Below are 19,482 nucleotides of genomic sequence, written 5' to 3' on the forward strand. Positions count from 1 at the left end.
AATGAAAAAAATAACCATAGTGCATATCGAAGCAGGTCGCCATCTTTACGGTGGGGCGCTACAGGTCGTTTATTTATTGCAGGCACTTAGAAAAAATCCAGCAATAGAAAACATCCTGTTGTGTCCGGAAAACTCAGAGATAGCTAAACATTGTCAGGATATTAACAGTGGTATTGGCAGCGACATTTGCAAAGTCATACCAATTAAGATGAAAGGTGAGCTGGATATCACACTAACGTTTCGAATCGCTAAAATTTTAAAACAGACAAACGCGGATATTTTACATGTGCATAGTCGCCGTGGTGCTGACATCTTCGGAGGTTTAGCGGCTAAGCTTGTATCGGTTCCTTGTTTATTGACACGTCGAGTCGATAACAAAGAGCCGCCTTGGTTATGTCGCATTAAATATCCGCTTTTTGCCAAAACAATCTGTATCTCTGACGGTATTAAACAGGTATTGCTACAGCAAGGTGTAGCCGAATCAAAATTGGCTACTATTCGCAGTGTTGTTGATACTGAAAAATATAGTGCCACGCCAGACTCAGACTGGTTTTATTCAACTTTTAATTTAAATGATTCGCACTTTGTTATAGCAATTATTGCTCAGCTCATCGAGCGAAAAGGGCATCGCATATTGTTTTCTGCATTGCGAAAATTAGCAAAAAAATACCCGCAGATCCGTTTATTGGTTTTCGGCAAAGGACCATTAGACAATCAGCTTAAGTCACTCGCCAATACGTTAGGCATTGAGCCTATTGTTCAATTTGCTGGTTTTAGAAGTGATTTAGATAAAGTGTTGCCGAACCTAGATTTAGTCGTACACCCAGCATTTTCAGAAGGACTGGGGGTATCATTGTTGCAAGCGAGTGCTTGTCAGGTACCCATTATCGCCAGTGCCGTTGGTGGAATTCCTGAAGCGGTTGAGCATCAAAGAAATGGTTTGTTGTTAGTCGCAGGGGATGAGCGCGCACTGAGTGATGCAATTGAAACCATGATACTCAACCCTCAACTGCGAGGTACCTATGCTAAACAAGCCAGAGAGAAAATGCTGCAGGAGTTTTCAATTCAAGTGATGGCAGACAGTTATTGCTCGCTTTACCAGTCACTCACCTCAATGCCCAAACGTTTAAACAAGGCTAAAAGTTGTTGATTTGATGAGCTGCTATTGGTTTTATCTTCTGTATTGCTTTCTGTATTGCTTTCTGTATTGCTTTCTGTATTGCTCTCTGTTTTGCGGTGGCCGCTTGAATCAGCACGGGTCGTGACTGCGATGACTTTTAGGTCGGGGCGTAGCCATTTAGTGGTCAGAAGTGCTGCTGAAACATCCCCTCTGATACAAGGCGTGTTTAGGTACGGCAAATAAAACTCAAAAGGTACGGCGGCTTCTAATAACCGCACTTTGTTATGAGATGCTAGGTCTAAGCCGTCATATTGCGCATCTCTAGGGTGGTATTTCACTAAACTGCTTGTATTGTCTTTGTTAATGATTGCCATGAGTTTTGCACGGTAATTCTTGACGCTCTGATAATTGGATTGATGCGGTAAAATGAATACATTTTTAGATTGATGTAGTGCATCTCTTAATTTGTTGAGTTGTTTATCCGCCATTAAATGTGCGAGTAAAATATCCGCCAGATTTTGCATCGGAGGGTGATTAATATTTTGCGGCAGCTTAAAACACTGTTTGTTTTTTAATTGCGGACATATCAGCTCGGGGTAAGCGGCATAAACATTCGAAATTTTCTTTGAATGGCCTGCACTTTCGGGTGTTTCGCGCCATCTGCCATAAAACAAATAGTTTGCCGGTTTACTGATTAATTTTTCTGTCCAGCTGGCGTTTCTGGGGATATAACTAAATAATCCATCGTCATAATAAGATGAGCAGCTTTGTTTGTTTGATTGTTGCATTAAATGATGTGCATATTGAAATTCAATTCGTCTGTCGTTACCTGTGTAAATTTCAACAGGTTGATATTGTGCTACTAAACGTTTTAAGCGCTTTAACGATGCACGCCGTTTTATGAGTTTTTGCCATATCGCTTTATGCTTGTACGACAGAATAACTACATTTTTAAAGGGCGATTCGCGCCATTTTTTGATTGCTAGAAAATAAGGGTTTACTTGTTCACCACTTGTTTGATCAATTAATATCAAGACTGCATTTTTGCTTTTTGCTGGCCGGTTATTTACTGCCAAAGAGCACGCCAAGATGATATTCAGTGGTGTAGATGCAAAATAAAAAACGCTATTGTTCATAGGCTAAATGCGCTCAAACGGGAAGACAAAATCAACGCTTTGTGCGAGCTCTTCAACTTTTTTACGCCGTGCCAATAATCTCTTATTCGGTTTCTTCTTGATGCCGGATAAACGGCGAAACCATTTATTGTTTTTTTTCTTGAGACGAATTTCTCGGGCGGCTTGCAAATGTTCTATGATGGGCACAGCCAGAGGTTGTTGCTCGCGGCTAATATCAAATATAAAAGTGAACTCTGCGGGTAAATGAGCAACTGACAGCTGACCTGATTTTAGTTTTTCGTTAATCAGCTCTTGTAAAACTTTTTGCTCCCACGTGCAGGGAAACTCAGCCACTGCGGCAACCCAATTTTCTAATAGTTTATGTGTTGATTGCGTGTCATTTAATAAAAGTGTACCGCTGACGAGCTCTTGGTTATTTAAATAATGCACGCCGATATCTGCATCATAATTGGCTAAAATTTCTTTCGGATTGGAGTGGATAAAAGCATCTGCATCCACATAAAGTATTGGCCCTGTATGCTTTTTACGCATATCCAATAGAAAACGCGCTTTAAATGCCGTTGCGGTTAGCCAGTCTGATGGCTCTATACAAGTTACATCTACGCTGAGGTTTAACTTTTCCGCAGATCGTTTGAGTAGCTCGCAGTGTGCATTATAAAGAGGGTCATTCGTATGAAAAGCGACAATGATCATAATTAACTGACATCTAGGATGTAAATAAAAGAATTTTACGGGGTAATAATGACAGATTGATTAATAAACTATGGTCGATTATTAACAAGTCAGCGTCAACAGTACTTAGAGGTGTGATTTGTAGTTACCTATTATGAGTGGCTAACGTATTCCTTTGGTAGGGTCATTGAGGAATTGATATTGCCCACGACGCTATGATTAATCTAATACGCCTAAATATCTTAAACGTGATTTTTTATACTGTTGGCAGCTTAATTTTTGCTATTGGTTTTTTATGTGATTTTTAATCAGATCGTCTAAGCGTGATGCTAACGTTTCACAGGTGTTGGTAAATTCGGATTCTTTACTCAAAGTGAAATTTTCGTTGCCAGCAATAGATTGCATTTCGTTAATCAGTTTTTGATACTGCTGCTTCGAAGCAAACCATTGCCAAGGAAACTTTCGCCATTTTTGCGGCCCGATTTTTAAGCGTGCTGCAGAGCCCTTGATTGATTTTGCTATACTTTTTAAGTTAGCTTTTCGATTGTTTACAATGAAAGTAAGTGGTTGAATTTTTATTTTTAGATTCAGCGCAGAGCCGAAGTCATGCCATTTTTTTTCTTCGAAGTTAGGGGAAAAACTTACTGCAAACCAAGGGATTCTAAGTACATCCGCAACAATTGCACCATGCATTGCTTCGGTTATTAGTTTTTTTGTACCTTGCATCTGAGATAAAACCGTTTCGACGTCATCGCGCGGAGATATGAATCCGATGCCAATTTCCTCGCACAGTGCTTCCCAATCAAACAGGTCTAAGCTTTCGTGATGTGGCATAAAGCATATATCGGGCATTTTGCTAGCGGGCGGCATATCAACTAGTGGTAATAAGTAGGCCCCGTCTCCTAGTGCAACATCTTCTACTTCGAGACATTTTTTCGTGTGTTGCCCACGTACCGCATGGATTTTCCAGCTATCCGGAAACTGAATGTCCGCATTCAACCATGCACCAGAACTAAAAATATGTACTTCTTTACCTTTTAGCTTACTCACTAACTCTGGTCGGAGCAATGTGCCGATACCAACTAATACTTGATGACTATTTTTATTTGTGGGTATGAGCTTTTCCCAAAGCCATGGGTTAAGATCGTCGCCAAAATTATTATGCTTTGCTCTAAAGTATTCTAATTGCATTCTAGTGGGATATATCTATTTAAAAAGTTGATTAGCACCTATCTTAAATGAATTAATCGTTCGCTGCCAAATTTTAGACAAATATAGTTGAACGCCTTAACTTCTGATATCCTTGCGCTAAATCCATTGAATCATACCTAATTAGATAAATGCATAGTCGCCAACCACTTTCCTGTTTTGTCATTGCATGTAATGAGTCAGACCGTATCGAAGACTGTTTAAAATCGATTGCTGGCTGGGCCGACCAATTAATCGTATTAGATTCTGGCAGCCAGGATAATACGGTAGAAATCGCACGTAAGTATACGGATGAAGTTTATCAGACAGACTGGCCCGGTTATGGACCTCAACGCAATAGAGCTTTAACCTATTGTAAGCATGATTGGGTGTTAAACATTGATGCCGATGAACGCTTAAATCCAGCCGTTAAAGCCGAAATTGATAGTTTGCTTGCTCAGCAAAACCCAAATTTCAATATGGTTAAAATACCGTGGCAGACCTACCTTTTCGGTAAACCGTTAAATCATGGCCGTTATTCAACGCCGCAAGGCAAATTGTTTTTAAAAACGGGCGTGCAATTTAAAAACTCGCAAGTGCATGAAACCTTACAAATGCCAGAAGAAAGAATTCATGTTTTAAAATCGCCAATTGCGCATCACAGTTGGCGAAATTATCAACATGTGCAGGAAAAACATTTGAAGTATGCCTATTTGTTAGCTGAAGAAAAATATAAAAAGGGCAAAAGAAGCTCAATAGCATTTGCTTGTGTTCGCTTTTTTACCGACTTTATACAGCAGTATATTTTTAGGTTGGGGTTCTTAGATGGTAAACGTGGTTTTTTTATGGCGTTAATCTTGGGTCAATATGCTTATCACAAGTATGCCGCATTGGCAGCAATTACTATGGAAAGCAAAGTGAAAGAAGATAAGGTTGTTTAATGTGCATAAAAGTCGTTTAAGTGTATTTTTTGTCACCCTAAATGAAGCCGCAACGATTCAGCAGGCAATTGAGGCTGTTTCTGAATTTGATGAAATTATCGTTGTCGATTCTGGCTCAACAGATGGCACTGTGGAAATTGCTGAAAAAGCCGGTGCGCGCGTGATACATCAGCAATGGCTTGGTTTTGCTAAGCAAAAATCTTTTGCCATGAATTTGTGTAAAAACGAATGGGTGTTTAACTTAGACGGTGACGAAATTGTCACACCCGATGTCATTACTGAAATAAAAGCTTTAATCGAAGCGGATAGTTGCGATGGTATTCGAGTCAATTTTGAAGATGTGTTTATGGGGCGACCAATGCACCCTCAATCACACAAACGTTCTATTGTGCGAGTCTTTAAAAAATCAAAAGCTCGCTATCCCACCGATCGTTTAGTGCATGAAAATGTGATTTTAGAAGGTAAAGTCAGCCGCATTAAATCCAATATTCTGCACTATGGATATCAGAGCGCTGCGGATTTTATGGCCAAACAGAATACCTATTCCACTTTGGGCGCGCGGCAGAAAAAAATTAAAGGCAAAAAACATTCTTTGTTAAAATTATTATTGATATTTCCAATTGCGTTTATTAAAGCGTATTTTCTGCACAAAATGTTCTTGTCTGGTTGGCGTGGTTTTATACATGCCATGATTGAGGCAATGTATTCTTTTTTAAAAGAAGCTAAGCTATACGAACAATACAAAACAACGGATAAAGCATGAATCAGCAAACTCTAAAAACATCTTTTCAAGAAAACCTCGACAGCCATTTGGCGTTATTTAACACTTTATCTGTACATCAGCCTGAGCTGTTAAAGTTGGTGGAAATTTGTCAAAACGCGATTCAACAAGGCGGAAAAATCGTTTTTTGTGGAAATGGTGGCAGTGCTGCCGACAGCCAACACTTGGCAGCCGAATTTGTTGTCCGTTTTAAAAAAGACCGCCGAGCGTTAGCTTCTATTGCGCTGACAACTGATACTTCGATTCTAACCGCGCATTCAAACGACTATGGTTTTGATACTGTTTTTGCCCGTCAGGTAGAAGCTTTATGTAGCGATAAAGATGTCGTGATTGGTTTATCAACCTCGGGTAAAAGCCCGAATGTTAATTTAGCTTTGCAGGCGGCGAACGATTTAGGCGCTACGTCTGTTGCATTTACCGGTCGTGATGGTGGTTTAATCAAAGATATTGCACAACTATCCGTTATTGTAAACCACCCGGAAACGGCTCGCATACAAGAAGCACACTTGTTTATGGGGCACTGGTTGTGTGAGGCTTTTGACTTATTGTATCAGGACTAATTTATGGACTTGTCGGTATTTTCGCGTTTAAACCAAGCTAAAGTTTTAGTTGTTGGCGATGTGATGTTAGATCGTTATATGATTGGCGATTCACAGCGTATATCACCAGAAGCACCGGTGCCTGTTGTCAAAGTAAATCAACAGCAAGATAAAGTTGGCGGGGCCGCGAATGTCGCCAGAAATATTGCGCATCTGGATGGTCAGGCCGGGTTGTTGGGTATTATTGGCAATGATGAAAATGGGGCCCGGCTAAGCGAAATTTTAAAAGATGAACAAATCTGCTCTGAGTTGTTGATGCAGGATGAACACCCAACTATTACTAAATTGCGGGTTATCAGCCGTCATCAGCAAGTTGTACGGTTAGATTTTGAAGAAACTTTTAGTGCTCAAATCGCGGAAAAATTGAAAGATAAATTATTAAGTGTCCTGCCTGATTACGATGTAGTGGTATTTTCCGATTACAACAAAGGTTCTTTGTTGTATATCTCTGAAATGATTCAAATTGCCCGGGCGCAAGGCAAAAAAGTACTAATCGATCCAAAACAAAGCGATTTAACTTTGTATCGTGGTGCCAATATAATCACGCCTAATTTAGGTGAATTTAAACTTGCCGGAGGTGATGCTGCAAACGAAGAGAGCATCGCACTGAGTACGCGTAAACTGATGGCGGATGCGGGTATCGAATCGGTTTTATTAACGCGCAGTGAACAGGGCATGTCTGCCATTACCGCAACTGAAAAAGTTGATATGCCGGCTCAGGTACGGGAGGTTAGTGATGTGACCGGTGCAGGTGATACGGTAATTGCGACCTTAGCGGTTATGACCGCTCTGGGTTTACCCATCAGTCAGGCCGCGGAATATGCAAACCTTGCAGCCGGTATTGTGGTCGCAAAATTGGGCGCTGCGACCGTTCGACCTGAAGAACTTGCTCGCCAAGTCAATCAACAAATGTTAACGGCAGGTCAGCATTATCAATGTCCGTTTGATGATGTTTTACAACATATTGAATTCGCGCGTCAGGCTGGGGAAAAAATAGTCTTTACCAATGGATGTTTTGACATTTTACATGCAGGCCATGTAGCGTATTTAGAAAAAGCAAAATCGCTCGGCGACCGTTTGGTTTTAGGCTTAAATACAGATGATAGTATCAGCCGTTTAAAAGGGCCGTCTCGACCGGTTAATCCTTTGGCCCAGCGTGCGGCCGTTATGACAGCGTTAAAATCTGTCGACTGGGTTATCCCTTTTGGTAAAGAAGGGGATGATACACCACTTGAATTAATCAAGTCTGTTAAACCCGATGTTTTGGTTAAAGGCGGTGATTATACAATTGATACTATTGTTGGTGCAGAGTTTGTTCAGCAAAATGGTGGGCAGGTCAGTGTTATCAAGTTTGTTGATGGCTGTTCGACATCTGGCATGATTGAACGCATTTTAGAAAAACAAAACTGAGTTGATTTTGTTGAATCGTTTTAGTTATAGCTTGTGCTGGTATCTAATATTGCCTGTGATAATTTGTTATTTAGGTTATCGCAGCTTGTTCGACAGAAGGTACCGGAACGGTTTCTGGCAAAGACTGGGTTTTATTCCCACACACATAAAACAAACATGCAAGCAGCAGTGCATTCATGTGCATTGTGCCTCTATGGGAGAAGTTAACGCCGCTGCCCCTTTGATTAAACAATTGCTTAAAACCTACCCTGAGTTAAGTCTTGTTGTGACCAATAGTACACCAACAGGTGCTCAGCAGGTTGAAAAACTGTTTGCTGGGCAAGTTATTCAACTGATGGCGCCACTGGACAGTTGGGATGCTAGCCGGCGTTTTTCTCAAGCTTTACAACCTAGATTAAGTTTATTTACTGAAGTTGAAATATGGCCAAATTGGCTGGCCAGCATTAAAAGTACAGGTGCAACTCTGATTCTGATTAATGCGAGATTGTCGGAAAATTCGCTCCGTTCGTATCAGAAATTTGCTACTTTGTTTAAACCTGCATTGGCGTGTTTTGACGTCATTGCCGCGCAAAATAAAACATATCAGGCCCGTTATCAGGCGTTTAATCGCAATATACAAATATGTGGAAATTTGAAGTTTGATATCCAGTTAGATGAAAGGTTGCCGGAACAAATTATTCAATTGCATTCACAGCACCATTTAAAACGTAAGATTTGGATTGCCGCGAGCGTTCATCCGGGGGAATACGAGATCATAATTGCTGCGCATCAAAAAATATTACAGCAATTTCCGGATGCGTTATTAATTGTCGCGCCACGTCACTCAGAACGTTTTGTACAAGTTGCGCAATACTTAAAAAAAGAAAGCCATTTTAACTTCGTTTTGCGTAGCCAAGCTTCAACGGTTGAAGCGCATACTCAAGTTTGGTTATTAGACTCTTTGGGGGAACTCATGCAATTTTATGCTTTAGCCGATATTGCATTTGTTGGTGGCAGTTTAGTTAATCGAGGTGGGCATAACCCACTGGAACCGGCCGCGTTAGGAAAGCCTATTTTAATGGGACCCAAACAAAATAACTGTGCCGATATGTGCGCAACATTAGCCGCCGCCGGTGCGTTTAAAACTGTTTCGGATGTAACGCAGATAGCTGATTCGGTTATTGACTATTGGTTATCGGATACGCTATTACATCAAGCTTCAGTTGCGGCGAACGAGGTGGTGATGATCAATCAGGGCGCGGTACAAAAAACCATGAGTGTCATTAATGATTTGGCTTAAGGTCGAATGCTCGGGCATTCAATTTAACGAAGGACTCTGTTTATCTCTGATTGGTAAGCTAATAATAAGGTTTGCCAGTTGCTAAAATGCCAGTGCAAACTGGGGTATTTCCCTTTTTCTTTATGAAAAGATTTGAGCAATCTTTTAAGGTTGTTTTGTTGCCAACTGACTTTGGGATCGATGATTTGTCCACGGTCAAAATCGATGAGCCAAGTTTGCCCTTGTTCATCTAGCATAATGTTGTGAATATTTAGATCGGCGTGATACACCCCTTTCAGGTGAAATTCTGCAATTGTTTTGCCGATGTTTTGCCAGATTTCAGCTTCGATAGGACGTTTTTTGAGAATGTGAAACAAATCCTGTGCGGCAGATATTTGCTGCATGATGATATCCGCAGTATACAGTGGCCATTTACGTTTAAGTCTTGCTGCAATAGGTTTGGGTACCGCTAAGCCCAAATCCGATAGCTTTTCTAGCAATGCAAACTCGCGATACACTCTCGACTTTTTCAACCCCAGATAAAAATAACCATCGCGTGCTATTTTTCCAATTAAACCGCCGCGATAATAATGGCGTAGTACAAAATTGCGCTCTTTGTGTCGAAAAAAATAAGTCGTATTGCGGCCAACAGAGTGGCCTATGATTGCATTTTGTTGTTGCCAGTATTCAACCGAAAACCACTGAGAACTCACCTCTAAGTTTGTCTTAGCAGGTAAAATAAGATGCTCGGAGTTTGTGATTGATTGAATTTGTGGCAAAATTTCACGCTCTGTTGTTTTTCGCTGAGTATAACCGACTCAATCGCGTTCAACAAACTGTTGTCTATTTTGGGAGCCTTACGGATTAGTTTTATGCGAGATGCAGCTTCAATTCGTTCTATATGTATATTGCGATTGTCAGCGATTGGCGATGTTTGCCATGCGCTTTCTACGGTACAAGCCATTCGTGATTATTATCCTCGAGCTCAAATCACCTGGATTGTGGGCAAAGTTGAATATCAACTGTTAAATGGCATTGAAGGGATAAACTTTGTCGTCTTTGATAAAAAACTAGGTTGGCGGGCTTATGCAAAATTGCGAAAAGATTTACCGCAAACCTTTGATGTATTGTTGCATATGCAACTGGCATTGCGAGCTAATATAGCGGCATTTTTTATTAAAGCTAAGCGCAAAATTGGATTTCCGAAAAATTTATCAAAAGAATTACATAGTCTGGTTATAGATGAATCTTGCTCAATGCCGAACAACCCACATGTGTATGATGGCTTTGCTGCCTTCGCACATGCGATTGGTGTGCCGGCTTTTCAAGCGAATTGGCAATTTAACCTGCCTAAAGATGCACAAGATTGGGCTCTGCAACAAATCAATGAACAGCAACCGACATTGATAATTTCGGCCGGGGCCAGCAAGGCTGAACGTAATTGGTTGCCTGAACGATATGCTGCGGTTGCAGATTATGCGGTTGAAAAAGGATTTAAAGTGATACTAACGGGCGGTCCAACTGAGTTAGAGCGTGCGTTAGCGACTGAAATTGAGCAGCACTCAACAAGCCAACTTATCAACTTGGTTGGTCAATCGAATCTAAAACAGTTATTGGCCCTGTTAGGAAAAGCCGACATAGTGATTGCCCCTGACACCGGACCTGCGCATATGGCAGTCACACAGAAAACGCCTGTTGTTGGATTGTATGCACATAGCAACCCAGCTCGTACTGGGCCCTATCTATATCAAGACTATGTGGTGGAAAGTTATCATCAACATCTGTTGGCGCAAACTGGCAAAACAGCACCGCAGTCAAAGTGGGGCAAACGGGTAAAAGGCGAAAGTTTAATGTCAGCTATTAGTGTGCAGCAAGTGACAGATATGCTAGATCGAATTATTCAAGAAGAGAAAATTAATGTCTTATAAAGCTTTATTTTTAGATCGCGACGGTGTTATCAATGTTGATCGCGGTTATGTACATACAATCAGTGAATTTGAGTTTGTTCCCGGTATTTTTGATCTGTGTTTAAAGGCACAACAGCAAGGTTACAAAATAGTTGTTGTGACCAATCAGTCGGGAATTGCTCGGGGCTTTTATACAGAAGACGATGTGCGTCGCTTGCATATTTGGATGAGTCAAAGGTTCGCCCAGCACAATGTGCTTGTTTCCGCTATTTATTATTGTCCCCACCATCCAGATCACGGCGGTGTACAGTATCAGCATAATTGTTTGTGTCGAAAACCTAATCCCGGCATGATAAAGCGCGCTGCCCGTGAGGGCGATATTGATTTAGCAAATTCAATTATGGTCGGTGACAAAATATCTGACATGCAAGCCGCACAATCGGCGGGCATTACAAACCGAGTTTTAGTTTCAAAAACCTTAGCGGGTGATTCGACTCACCATGCGACACGGGTCGTCAGTCTAATCGAACATATTGAACTGTAAAAACTAAAAAAGGTAGCGGTGATACGGAGTGCAATGAGCTAACAGTCCGTATCACCGCCACAAGCCACGGAGATAGAGTTGATAACTGTGGGTGTGATTATCAACTCTGCAATCATCATATCAGCACTTTTTATAAATGCAAATGGAAATGATTATCAATTGCGGTGTTTTTTGATAATCATTTGCTATTAGTAGCTTAGAATTTGTTCTATAAAATCTTTCTCAGTATCTTTTCCCATTTTTTACCACTTTTCAGCCACTTGTATAGCGGCCCTCTCAGAACAGCGATTACTACACATTTTGAATGTTATTTATGCCTTGACAAAATGTAGAGGCAAACACAAACTGTGCAAATGTGGTATAAAGTGGGGTAAAGTGGATCAAAATGTAAGATTCACAATAAAAACCCTGATTAAATATACAGTTAACTGATGAATTAATAGGCTAATCAACCGTGTTTAGGGGCTCAAGTGCCATCACAATGGATAACAAAGGTCGGATAACAATCCCGACGCGTTATCGCGATCCACTGCAAGAAGGTTGCGGTGGTGAGGTGATTTGCACAACAGACTTAAACCAACCTTGCTTGTTGTTGTATCCGATGAGCGAGTGGGAATCGGTTGAAAAGCGGTTGCGTGGTTTATCTGACATGGTACCCACCGAGCGGATGTTTAAGCGACGGGTGTTGGGTAATGCAGCTGAACTGGAAATCGATAAAAGCGGACGACTATTAATTCCGCCTATTTTGCGACAGTTTGCACAATTAGAAAAACAAGTCACCTTGGTCGGACAACTCAATAAATTTGAGATTTGGAGTCAGCAGACTTGGGAGGCTCAAATGCAAGCTGATATGGAGCTGATTAACTCAGCCGATTTCGAGCTGACAGAAAGATTACAAGACTTTACTTTATAAATAAAAAAACTGAGCGATACATGCAAGAGTCAAGCGGCCATATTAGCGTTTTATTAAAAGAATCTGTTGACGGATTGGCTATCAAAAAAGATGGCATCTATTTAGATTGCACATTTGGTCGCGGAGGACATAGCCGAGCGATATTAGAAAGGTTGGGCGCGCAAGGTCGTTTGTTGGCATTTGACCAAGATCCGACCGCGATAGCTTGGGCCGATAAATATTTCAATGATCCGAGGTTTGAGATTATTCATGGCAACTTTAGTCAAATTGCCAGTGAAATAGAAGCGCGCAATTTAGTTGGCAAAATTGATGGTGTGTTGATGGATCTCGGTGTGAGCTCGCCACAATTGGATGAGGCAGAACGTGGTTTTAGTTTTATGCGGGACGGACCTTTGGATATGCGTATGAATCCGACTATCGGAGTGAGTGCATCAGACTGGTTACAAACCGCTAAAGAAGAAGATATTAGTTTTGCTTTAAAAGAATATGGCGAAGAAAGGTTTGCGCGAAAGATCGCAAGAGCCATTGTGCATGATCGGGTGGAGAAAGCTTTTACCCGTACAGCGCAATTAGCGGGTCTATTAGAACGTATTATTAAGAAAAAAGAACCGGGCAAACACCCAGCGACGCGAACCTTTCAAGCGTTGCGTATTCAGGTCAACGGTGAGCTAGATGCGATAAAAGAGGCCTTGCAGGGGGCGTTAGATGTGGTGGCGATTGGTGGTCGCTTGTCGGTTATTAGCTTCCACTCACTTGAAGATCGCATCGTTAAGCGATTTTTTAGTACGCAAAGTAAAGCAAAGGTTGTCCCTAAAGGGCTACCGATTACTGATGCTGAGTTAAACAAAGACATCAAATTAAAGTTAATTGGTAAAGCGTTAAAACCGAGTGATGAAGAAGTCTCAGCCAATCCTAGAGCGAGAAGCTCAGTGTTAAGGGTTGCCGAGCGTGTCGGACGATAAAAAAAAATTAAATGAAAAATCACGACTGCCAAATTTGGCGCTGGTGATAATTAAAGACTGGTTTAATCATTTTTTTATCATGTTTTTGATTATTGCCGTTTTAGTCAGTGGTTATGCCGTTATCTACTATGCGTGGAGTAACAGGCAACTGAATGCTGAATACCAGAGATTGTTGGAAAACAAAGATAAATTAGATGTGGATTGGCGGCATATGTTGTTAGAGCACAATGCCTTGTCCGAGCACAACAGAATAGAACAAATAGCAAGAGATAAATTGAAAATGGTGCGCCCACAGGGGGCTCAGGAAAAAGTGATTAAACAACCATGAATAAGCGTAAGCAGCTCAAACAAACTGGCACAGCGAAATGGCGGTTTTATACCGTTTTTGGCCTGATCGCGCTTGTTTTTTCTGCTTTATTAGCGCGTACAGCCTATATTCAGGTTATTTCTCCCGACATGTTACGTGCACAAGGTGACATGCGTATAAAGCGTACTTTAGCTGACTCTGTTTTGCGTGGCATGATCACAGATAGAAATGGTTTAGAGTTAGCAATTAGCGTGCCTGTTGAGACCGTATGGGCAGATCCGAAAAAAATTGCAGAAAGTAATTCGCTGAGCAAAGAGCGTGAGTGGCGCGCTTTGGCAGATATCCTAAGTTTAGATGTAGCAGAAACTAAACAGCGGGTATCCGCGAATCCACAGAGCCGGTTTGTCTATTTAGCGCGTCATGTCTCACCAGCTATGGCTGACTATGTAGAGCATTTAAAACTACCAGGTGTCTATTTGCGTGCTGAATCAAAACGTTATTACCCAGCAGCAGAAGTAAATGCGCATTTAGTTGGGATTACCAATATCGATGACATTGGAATAGATGGTATCGAAAAGTTGTTTGATGAAGCGTTAACTGGTGAAGAAGGTAAAAAACGCATCTTGCGTGATGCAAAAGGTCGTATTATCGATGTGCTGGAAGAAGAAGCACCGCAACAGGCAAAAAATATTACACTGGCCATTGACCAGCGTATTCAAACTTTAGCCTACCAGGAGCTGAAAAAAGCCGTGCAATATTATCAGGCTGATTCAGGTTCGGTGGTTGCGGTTGATGTAGAAAGCGGTGAATTGTTGGCGATGGTCAATAACCCTTCTTACAATCCCAACAACCGCAAAACGATCACTCCGTCAGCGATGCGTAATCGTGCGATCACCGATACTTTTGAACCCGGCTCGACGGCCAAACCTTTAGCTGTTTTGGCTGCTTTAGAGTTTGGCAGTGTTAACGCCAATACGATTATGAATACTTCTCCGGGCTGGATGCAAATTGGCGGACGGCGAGTTAGAGACAGTAAAAATCACGGTGAACTGACACTCGAAGGTATTCTTAAAAAATCTAGCAACGTAGGGACCACTAAGCTTGCGTTGTCATTGCCATCTGAAAACTTCCTAGACGCTTTTTATAATGCCGGTTTTGGCAGTGATACGGGAACCGGATTGTTAGGTGAAAGCTCAGGTATATTTTATGACAGAAGACGTTGGTCAGATTTCGAATTGGCTACTCTATCTTTTGGCTATGGGGTATCTGTGACGCCGGTTCAACTGGCACAAATGTATGCGACCTTGGCAAATGGTGGAATTCGCCGACCGTTAAGCATATTAAAGTTAGATGAACCCTTACCCGGTGAGCGAGTGTTTAGCCACAGTTCAGCGAATCAACTGATTCGTATGATGGAATCAGTCACCGCTGAAGATGGCACAGGGAAAAAAGCCGCCGTTGATGGTTATCGCGTTGCGGGTAAAACTGGGACGTCACGTAAAGCGGTAGCAGGTGGGTATGGTAACGATTATGTTGGCTTGTTTGCCGGCTTAGCGCCTGTTTCCAATCCTAAAATTGCGTTGGTGGTTGTGATAAACAATCCAAAAGGCGATCAGTATTATGGTGGTGACGTAGCTGCGCCTGTATTTAGCAAGGTGATGGGGGGCGCACTGCAAATTTTGAATATCCCAACCGACAAACAAGATGCAGATGAAATTCAGTTAGCTCAGATAAAAGGAGCGCGACCGGATGCCTGATGTCATGCAAAACATAGAACAGAATTTGAACACTGATATTGCACGCATTGTTGAGGTAAATTTACCAGCGATACCTATTACCGCTGTACAAAAAGATAGTCGCCTGATAAAAGAAAATAACTGTTTTTTAGCGCTTGTTGGTCATGCACAACATGGAATTAAATTTGCACAGTTAGCTATCGCAAACGGTGCATGTATAATCTTGCAGGAAACACAGGAAAAAGCTTTACACGGCCACACAGAATCTATCTCAGACGTGCCTGTGGTGTATGTCTATGATTTAAAATCTTTTAGTGGCGAATTAGCGGCGTTAACTTATGGCCATGCTTCCAAAGCACTCAAGGTCGTTGGTGTAACTGGCACCAATGGTAAAACCTCTTTATGTGATATGATTTGTCAGTTAGCTGATAATTGTCATCAACAAGCCGCTTATATCGGTACGCTCGGTGCTAGGTGGCAAGATAATGCAATTGCTACAGGCTTAACAACACCGGATGAATTTACTTTACAAAACTTACTAGCCGAATTTGTAAGAGATGAGGTTGAACTCGCGGCACTTGAGGTTTCTTCACATGCAATGCAACAAGGGCGCGTTTCAGCTGTAGACTTTGATTTAGTGGCCTTTACCAACTTGTCGCATGATCATCTTGATTATCATCAGTCGATGCAGGCATATTTTAATGCTAAAGCCGAGTTGTTTATTCAGAATCCCAAGGCGATAGCGCTGATAAACCTGGATAATCAATATGGTCAGAAACTGTATCACTTGTTGCAGCACACAAACCCTTCACAAAAGCTGGTAACCATTAGTCAAAAAAGCGAAACCAGTGAACCTGTGAGTATGAAAATAGAAAGTATTGCCGTGCATGAAAATGGTTTTACTTTGGAGTGTGCATTTACTCCGAACTTTTTAGGGCGAAAACAGAGCGATTCTTCCGTTATTTTTGAATTACCACTGATAGCTGATTTTAATATAACCAATAGCATGATGGCTGTTGCTGCTCTGTATGCATTGGACTATTCGCTATCCAGTTTGCAAGCGGCTGTGCAAAAACTTAAAGCGCCGGCTGGTCGAATGGAAAAATTTCCAATTTCAGATAGTCGTTGCTTGGTGGTTGATTTTGCCCATACCCCTGAAGCATTAGAAATGGCGCTGCAAGCGTGTCGGCGGCATTGTCGTGGCAAATTATGGGTTATATTTGGTTGTGGCGGTGATAGAGATCAGGCAAAACGCCGAGTCATGGGACAAATAGCCGAAAAAAATGCTGATCAGATTATTATTACGAACGATAACCCTCGTAGTGAAGAACCACAAGCCATCGCACAACAAATCGGGCAGGGAATTAATGTTGACTATCAGATTGAGCTAGATCGCAAACAAGCGATCCGTTTAGCGGTTGCTCAAGCACAAGCCAATGATTGGATTTTGCTTGCTGGCAAAGGGCACGAAAAAACACAAATTTTTGCCGAGCAAACAGTGGAATATGATGAACGAGCGTTTGTTACTCAAGTTGCTAGGGAGGCCGCATGATTTCCGTATCATTAGGTGAACTGGCACAGGTAACAGGTGGGCGTTTGGTCGGTGGCGAGGCTAACATACAGTCAATTTGCCATGATAGTCGAAAAGTGCAAATGGGTGATTGTTACTTAGCTATTGTCGGTGAACGCTTTGATGGTCACAATTTTTGCCAAAGTGCAATTGAAGCCGGTGCAATTGCTTTGATTGTCAGCACAGAACAAAAAGTCGCAGTACCGCAATTAATCGTTGATGATTGCAAAACCGCGTTAGGACAGATTGGCGCTTTTAATAAATCACGAGCCAAAGTTAAAACAGTCGCTATTACCGGCAGCAGTGGTAAAACGACAGTAAAAGAAATGCTAGCAGCGATTCTCAAGCTGGCAGGCAAAACGTTGGCAACGGCCGGTAATTTCAACAATGATATTGGCGTACCATTAACCCTATTGCGTTTGGATGAAAGCTATCAATATGCAGTGATTGAACTGGGTGCAAACCACATCGGCGAAATTGCCTATACGGTTAATTTAACTCAGCCTGATGTTGCCATGGTGAATAATGTCAGTGCAGCTCACCTAGAAGGGTTTGGCTCACTGGCCGGTGTTATTCAAGCCAAAGGTGAAATTTATCAAGGGCTTGCTAATAATGGTTGGGCGGTTGTTAACTCTGACTTAGATTGTATCGGAGATTGGATATCAGAATTATCCGGTCGTAAACAATTGTCCTACTCTCGTCAGCCGTTTGCCGATGTGTATGCCCGTAATGTCGTAATTCAGGACGATTTATGTCCTCAGTTTGAATGGGTATATCAAGGGCAGACATATCCGGTCAAATTAAATATTCCCGGTCAACACAATGTTAATAATGCGATGGCGGCTATTTCATGCGCCCTGTGTTTAGGCATTGATAAAAGTTTAATAAGCCAAGGATTAACAGAAACAGTTGCAGTAGCAGGCCGCGTCAAACCGATAGAATTGGGCAAGATTACATTAATTGATGACAGTTATAACGCAAATCAGGGCTCGATGTTGGCTGCGATAGATTTACTAAAAAGCGCGCCAGGTGCTCGATACTTGATTATGGGTGATATGGCTGAAATGGGGCAATATGCTGAAGAAGTGCACCAAGCCGTTGGTGTATATGCAAAAGAAGCCAGCTTAGAAGGATTCTACGTCAAAGGAAACTGGGTCAAAAAAGCGCAAGAAAACCCTGAATTTCAGTTTAATGATTTTGAGTTATTAGCTGAAAAATTACTTTCTGAGATTAATGAAAAGATAAATTCTAATAATAAACAAAAGGTTACAGTTTTGATTAAAGGTTCCCGCAGTGCAGGTATGGAACAACTTGTCACATTATTAAAAGAAAAGTGTGGGGTGCAAGCACAATGTTAGTTTGGTTTGCACAATGGCTCACTGAAAATGTAGACCCAGGTTTTAATGTATTCTCTTATCTTACATTCAGAGCGATATTAAGTATTTTAACCGGCTTATTTTTGTCTTTGTTTCTAGGGCCTAAACTGATTCGTTATTTGCAGCGCATGCAAATTGGGCAAACGGTTCGCACGGATGGACCCGAATCACATTTTTCTAAATCAGGGACACCGACCATGGGCGGAATACTGATTTTGGGTGCTATTGCGACTTCCATCATACTGTGGGCTGATTTGACAAATCGTTATGTACTGGTGACTTTGTTTGTCGTTTTGGCATTTGGTGCGATCGGCTTTGTTGATGATTATCGTAAAGTGATTCGCAAAGACAGCAAAGGGTTAATTGCGCGCTGGAAGTATTTCTGGCAGTCCGTTACTGCGATTGTCGTTGCACTGATATTGTTCATGACACGAGAGCAGGCTGCTGAAACACAGTTATTGATTCCATTTTTCAAGGAAATTTTACCGCAATTGGGGTTGTTTTACTTAGTGACAACTTACTTTGTTATTGTCGGCACCAGTAACGCTGTTAATTTAACCGATGGCTTAGATGGTTTAGCCATTGTTCCAACCATTATGGTTGCTGCTGCTTTTGCATTAATAGCTTATGTGACAGGCAATGTGAACTTTTCTGCCTATCTAAATATTCCATTTATACCAGAGACCAGTGAGCTCGTTATTGTATGCACGGCAATTTTTGGCGCTGGATTAGGCTTTTTATGGTTTAACACTTATCCGGCACAAGTTTTTATGGGTGATGTGGGTTCACTGTCATTAGGTGCAACCTTAGGCGTTATCGCGGTTTTAGTCAGACAGGAAATTGTCCTGATCATAATGGGAGGCGTGTTTGTGATGGAAACCGTATCCGTTATTTTACAGGTTGGCAGTTATAAATTACGCGGCGAACGCATTTTTAGGATGGCGCCAATACATCATCATTATGAGTTAAAAGGGTGGCCTGAACCCAGAGTGATAGTGCGCTTCTGGATCATCAGTCTCGTTTTGGTTTTGATAGGTTTAGCAACATTGAAGCTGAGATAAT

At 41.7% G+C, this 19,482-nt stretch carries 19 protein-coding genes; 15 read left to right on the forward strand and 4 right to left on the reverse strand.

All coding sequences use genetic code 11. The annotated features are described in order from the left end of the window. Nucleotide 1: 1 nt before the first annotated feature. Nucleotides 2-1,150 carry a glycosyltransferase gene (locus tag FNT16_RS08260; protein ID WP_143871145.1) on the forward strand — a complete coding sequence of 383 codons (1,149 nt, stop codon included), beginning with the start codon at nt 2-4 and terminating at the stop codon, nt 1,148-1,150. On the opposite strand, the gene FNT16_RS08265 is transcribed toward FNT16_RS08260, so the two are convergent. The 3 genes from FNT16_RS08265 to FNT16_RS08275 form a co-directional block, all read right to left on the reverse strand. Next, nucleotides 1,096-2,256: a polysialyltransferase family glycosyltransferase gene (locus FNT16_RS08265; RefSeq protein ID WP_143871146.1), complete on the reverse strand. Its 1,161-nt coding sequence runs from the start codon at nt 2,254-2,256 to the stop codon at nt 1,096-1,098. The two genes, FNT16_RS08260 and FNT16_RS08265, sit on opposite strands and share 55 nt — an antisense overlap. 3 nt (nt 2,257-2,259) lie before the next feature. Beyond that, on the reverse strand, nt 2,260-2,949 hold the full coding sequence (locus FNT16_RS08270; RefSeq protein ID WP_143871147.1) for a putative nucleotide-diphospho-sugar transferase: 690 nt from the start codon (nt 2,947-2,949) through the stop codon (nt 2,260-2,262). Nucleotides 2,950-3,210: 261 nt separating this feature from the next. Beyond that, nucleotides 3,211-4,119 (reverse strand): polysaccharide pyruvyl transferase family protein, encoded by a 909-nt coding sequence (locus tag FNT16_RS08275; RefSeq protein ID WP_143871148.1) that lies wholly within the window; start codon nt 4,117-4,119, stop codon nt 3,211-3,213. A gap of 149 nt (nt 4,120-4,268) precedes the next feature. Between FNT16_RS08275 and FNT16_RS08280 the strand changes: the two genes are divergently transcribed. The 5 genes from FNT16_RS08280 to FNT16_RS08300 all read left to right on the forward strand — a co-directional run bounded on the left by FNT16_RS08280 (nt 4,269) and on the right by FNT16_RS08300 (nt 9,126). Continuing rightward, complete coding sequence (locus FNT16_RS08280; RefSeq protein ID WP_143871149.1) at nt 4,269-5,057, forward strand: glycosyltransferase family 2 protein; 789 nt, start codon at nt 4,269-4,271, stop codon at nt 5,055-5,057. 1 nt (nt 5,058) lies between these two features. After that, nucleotides 5,059-5,820, forward strand: coding sequence for a glycosyltransferase family 2 protein (locus FNT16_RS08285; RefSeq protein ID WP_143871150.1), 762 nt, complete (start codon nt 5,059-5,061; stop codon nt 5,818-5,820). Further along, entirely contained in the window at nt 5,817-6,398 is a 582-nt protein-coding gene (locus FNT16_RS08290) for a D-sedoheptulose 7-phosphate isomerase (RefSeq protein WP_143871151.1), read from the forward strand. Before FNT16_RS08285 ends, FNT16_RS08290 begins: the two co-directional genes overlap by 4 nt. Before the next feature lie 3 nt (nt 6,399-6,401). Next, nucleotides 6,402-7,847 carry a bifunctional D-glycero-beta-D-manno-heptose-7-phosphate kinase/D-glycero-beta-D-manno-heptose 1-phosphate adenylyltransferase HldE gene (hldE, locus tag FNT16_RS08295; RefSeq protein WP_143871152.1) on the forward strand — a complete coding sequence of 482 codons (1,446 nt, stop codon included), beginning with the start codon at nt 6,402-6,404 and terminating at the stop codon, nt 7,845-7,847. Between the two features lie 172 nt (nt 7,848-8,019). Next, nucleotides 8,020-9,126, forward strand: coding sequence for a 3-deoxy-D-manno-octulosonic acid transferase (locus FNT16_RS08300; protein ID WP_246072472.1), 1,107 nt, complete (start codon nt 8,020-8,022; stop codon nt 9,124-9,126). Between the two features lie 23 nt (nt 9,127-9,149). On the opposite strand, the gene FNT16_RS08305 is transcribed toward FNT16_RS08300, so the two are convergent. Further along, nucleotides 9,150-9,884, reverse strand: a complete 735-nt coding sequence (locus FNT16_RS08305; protein ID WP_143871154.1) for a 3-deoxy-D-manno-octulosonic acid kinase — start codon at nt 9,882-9,884, stop codon at nt 9,150-9,152. Nucleotides 9,885-9,977: 93 nt separating this feature from the next. On the opposite strand from FNT16_RS08305, the gene FNT16_RS08310 reads away from it, so the two are divergent. The 9 genes from FNT16_RS08310 (at nt 9,978) to mraY (ending at nt 19,481) form a co-directional block, all read left to right on the forward strand. After that, nucleotides 9,978-11,033, forward strand: a complete 1,056-nt coding sequence (locus FNT16_RS08310; RefSeq protein WP_143871155.1) for a glycosyltransferase family 9 protein — start codon at nt 9,978-9,980, stop codon at nt 11,031-11,033. Continuing rightward, nucleotides 11,023-11,556 carry a D-glycero-beta-D-manno-heptose 1,7-bisphosphate 7-phosphatase gene (gene gmhB / locus FNT16_RS08315; RefSeq protein ID WP_143871156.1) on the forward strand — a complete coding sequence of 178 codons (534 nt, stop codon included), beginning with the start codon at nt 11,023-11,025 and terminating at the stop codon, nt 11,554-11,556. The genes FNT16_RS08310 and gmhB overlap by 11 nt, the downstream gene beginning before the upstream one ends. 454 nt (nt 11,557-12,010) lie before the next feature. Beyond that, on the forward strand, nt 12,011-12,469 hold the full coding sequence (gene mraZ, locus FNT16_RS08320; protein ID WP_143871157.1) for a division/cell wall cluster transcriptional repressor MraZ: 459 nt from the start codon (nt 12,011-12,013) through the stop codon (nt 12,467-12,469). 20 nt (nt 12,470-12,489) lie between these two features. Continuing rightward, nucleotides 12,490-13,431 carry a 16S rRNA (cytosine(1402)-N(4))-methyltransferase RsmH gene (gene rsmH / locus FNT16_RS08325; RefSeq protein ID WP_143871158.1) on the forward strand — a complete coding sequence of 314 codons (942 nt, stop codon included), beginning with the start codon at nt 12,490-12,492 and terminating at the stop codon, nt 13,429-13,431. Beyond that, the gene (gene ftsL / locus FNT16_RS08330) at nt 13,418-13,759 is read left to right on the forward strand and encodes a cell division protein FtsL (protein WP_246072439.1); all 342 of its coding nucleotides are present in this window, start codon (nt 13,418-13,420) and stop codon (nt 13,757-13,759) included. Before rsmH ends, ftsL begins: the two co-directional genes overlap by 14 nt. Then, nucleotides 13,756-15,495: a penicillin-binding transpeptidase domain-containing protein gene (locus FNT16_RS08335; RefSeq protein WP_143871159.1), complete on the forward strand. Its 1,740-nt coding sequence runs from the start codon at nt 13,756-13,758 to the stop codon at nt 15,493-15,495. The genes ftsL and FNT16_RS08335 overlap by 4 nt, the downstream gene beginning before the upstream one ends. Continuing rightward, nucleotides 15,488-17,026, forward strand: a complete 1,539-nt coding sequence (locus FNT16_RS08340) for a UDP-N-acetylmuramoyl-L-alanyl-D-glutamate--2,6-diaminopimelate ligase (RefSeq protein ID WP_143871160.1) — start codon at nt 15,488-15,490, stop codon at nt 17,024-17,026. Before FNT16_RS08335 ends, FNT16_RS08340 begins: the two co-directional genes overlap by 8 nt. After that, nucleotides 17,023-18,402, forward strand: a complete 1,380-nt coding sequence (locus FNT16_RS08345; protein WP_143871161.1) for a UDP-N-acetylmuramoyl-tripeptide--D-alanyl-D-alanine ligase — start codon at nt 17,023-17,025, stop codon at nt 18,400-18,402. Before FNT16_RS08340 ends, FNT16_RS08345 begins: the two co-directional genes overlap by 4 nt. Further along, a complete protein-coding gene (mraY, locus tag FNT16_RS08350; protein WP_143871162.1) occupies nt 18,396-19,481 on the forward strand; it encodes a phospho-N-acetylmuramoyl-pentapeptide-transferase in 1,086 nt (361 codons plus the stop codon). Before FNT16_RS08345 ends, mraY begins: the two co-directional genes overlap by 7 nt. Nucleotide 19,482 lies beyond the last annotated feature (1 nt).

It is taken from the genome of Catenovulum sediminis (assembly GCF_007289895.1).
GTDB classification, from domain to species: domain Bacteria; phylum Pseudomonadota; class Gammaproteobacteria; order Enterobacterales; family Alteromonadaceae; genus Catenovulum; species Catenovulum sediminis.